General features: G+C 67.0%; 1 protein-coding gene. It reads left to right on the plus strand.

The window, feature by feature from the left end; translation table 11 throughout:
• The coding region (locus tag FLX08_RS40215; protein WP_142625463.1) for an extracellular solute-binding protein at positions 1–327 on the plus strand (327 nt) is incomplete at both ends.

Below are 327 nucleotides of genomic sequence, written 5' to 3' on the forward strand. Positions count from 1 at the left end.
TTCGACTACGGCATCATCCCGATCCCGGCCAAGGACGGCGGCACCGCGCCCGCCCCGACCGGCGGTGAGTTCGTGAGCATCCCGGTGCAGTCGGACACCGCGCGCTACGCGACCTCCCAGCAGCTCGTGACGTGTCTGACCAGCACGGACAACTCGCTGACGACCACGACCACGTTGTCGTACATCGCGCCGACGGAAGCGGTGCAGGCCAAGCAGGTCGAGCAGAACGCCGAGCTGAAGGTGTGGGTGGAGGCGGTCAAGGCGGCCAAGGGCCGCACCAGCGACAACCTCGGCACGAAGTATCCGAAGATCTCCGAGCCGATGTGG

The organism is Microbispora hainanensis, from assembly GCF_006874475.1.
Taxonomy (GTDB): Bacteria; Actinomycetota; Actinomycetes; order Streptosporangiales; family Streptosporangiaceae; genus Microbispora; species Microbispora hainanensis.